Here is a 2086-nt window from a genome sequence, read left to right on the forward strand (position 1 = left end):
AGCGCCTGCGCCACCTGCGGCGCTCCCGTGGCCTGACGCTCGCCGAGCTCGGCCGGCGGGTCGGGCGGGCGCCGTCGGCGCTGTCGCTGCTGGAGAACGGGCGCCGGGAGCCGAAGCTGTCGCTGATCGAGTCCCTGGCCACGGCGCTGTCGGTGGCGCCGGGGGAGCTGCTGCGCCACCAGCCCCCGAGCCGCCGTGCGCAGCTGGAGATCATGCTGGAGGAGGCGCAGCGCGACCCGGTCTACTCCGATCTGGGCCTGCCCTACCTGAAGGTCGGCGCCCGGGTGCCCAGCGATGTGCTCGAGCATCTGGTGGCCCTCTACGCCGAGCTGCGCCGGCAGCGCACCCGGCCGACCGCCACCCCCGAGGAGGCGCGGGCGGCCAACGCGGAGCTGCGGGCGGCCATGCGGGAGCGCGGCAACTACTTCGCCGAGATCGAGCGGCTGGCGTCCGGCGCCCTGCAGGTGGTCGGCTACCACGGCGGGGCGCTGTCGCAGGGCACGCTGCTCGCCATCCTCGCCCACCACGGGTTCACGGTGAACTATGCCGAGGACCTGCCCCGGTCGGTGCGGTCCATCACCGACCTCCGGCAGCGGCGGATCCACCTCAAGCAGGAGGCGGTGGGCATGCACACGCCGCGGGCCATCCTGCTGCAGGCGCTCGGGCACTTCGTGCTCGGCCATGACATACCGCGTGACTTCGCCGACTTCCTGCGGCAGCGGGTCGAGGCCAACTACTTCGCCGCGGCGGTGCTCGTCCCCGAGCAGACCGCCGCCGGCTTCCTGGCCGACGCCAAGCAGGCGAGGGACCTGTCGGTGGAGGACCTGCGGGACGTGTTCTCCGTCTCCTACGAGATGGCGGCCCACCGGTTCACCAACCTGGCGACCCATCACCTGGGGCTGCCGTGCCACTTCGTCAAGAGCGACGAGAGCGGGATCATCTACAAGGCGTACGAGAACGACGGCCTGGTGCTGCCCGCCGACGCGTCCGGGGCGATCGAGGGCCAGCGGATGTGCCGCCGGTGGGCGGGCCGGCAGATCTTCGCCTCGGCGGACCGCTTCTCCACCCGCTGCCAGTACAGCGACACGCCGTCGGGAACCTACTGGTGCACCTCCCACGTGGACCCCGGGCGCGACCGCGGGTTCGCCATCACCCTGGGCACCACCTACGAGCACTGCCGCTGGTTCCGCGGCCGCGACACGGACATCCGGGTCTCATCGCGGTGCCCCGATGGCGACTGCTGCCAGCGGCCGCCGGCCGCGCTGGCCGCGCGATGGGGAGGAATGGCGTGGCCGTCGGCCCGCGCCCACGCGCACATCCTGTCCGCCCTGCCCACCGGGAGCTTCCCCGGGGTGGACGAGACCGACGTGTACGAGTTCCTCGACCGTCACGGGAGGGGTGAAGCAACAGACACCGCATGAGCGGTGGGCCCGGATACCGGCTGGAACTGACGCAAAGCGCAGGGCAACTAGCGGCTTTCGCGTCACCAGGGGCAAGCGCCGGACTGTAGGGTGACCCAGTCCGGCGGAGCGGCCTGAGGAACAGAGGAGCCGGGGCCCGTGCACAGTCTCATCGTGTTGGCGGTAGTTGCCGTCCTGCTTGCGCTCCCAGGCATCGCCGCGTCGCTGGCCGCTTTCCGGCCAGGTGAGGTGTCGATTGTCACCCGCACAGCTGCGGCGTTCGGCCTCGGCTACGCAGCAGCCGGCGGCTGCGCTTTCGTCCTGGCCGCCATCCATTTTTTCCATCTTGGCGTCTTCATCCTCCTGTGGCTTGCCCTTTCAGCCGCGCTGTGGGTGGTGGCTCTTCGCCGCTCATCGTTTCGCGATCAGGCTGGCGCGCTCGCTGACGACGTCAGTAAGAATGCCCTCCCGCTGCTTTTGGGAGCCGCCGTCGTCGCCATAGTGCTCGTCGTACACATCCGGTTCATTCACGCGCTCGGGGCGCCTCGCTACGTGTACTACCTGAATGGCCTCGAAATCGCTAACAGCCACGGCGTCCCCGCGGGCACCCTGGAGTACGGGCAATCATGGGCGCCCGCCACGGACAAGATCTTTCTCGATTCCTTTACCGGCATAGTGGCGCTCAT

General features: G+C 70.1%; 2 protein-coding genes. Both read left to right on the forward strand.

The genetic code is table 11. From position 1 onward, the window contains the following. On the forward strand, window positions 1-1421 hold a 1421-nt coding region (locus VEG08_14760; protein ID HXZ29253.1), incomplete at its 5' end, for a helix-turn-helix domain-containing protein. 138 nt (window positions 1422-1559) lie between these two features. After that, on the forward strand, window positions 1560-2086 hold a 527-nt coding region (locus VEG08_14765), incomplete at its 3' end, for a hypothetical protein (GenBank protein ID HXZ29254.1).

The sequence above is a fragment of the Terriglobales bacterium genome, assembly GCA_035624475.1.
GTDB lineage: Bacteria > Acidobacteriota > Terriglobia > Terriglobales > Acidobacteriaceae > DASPRL01.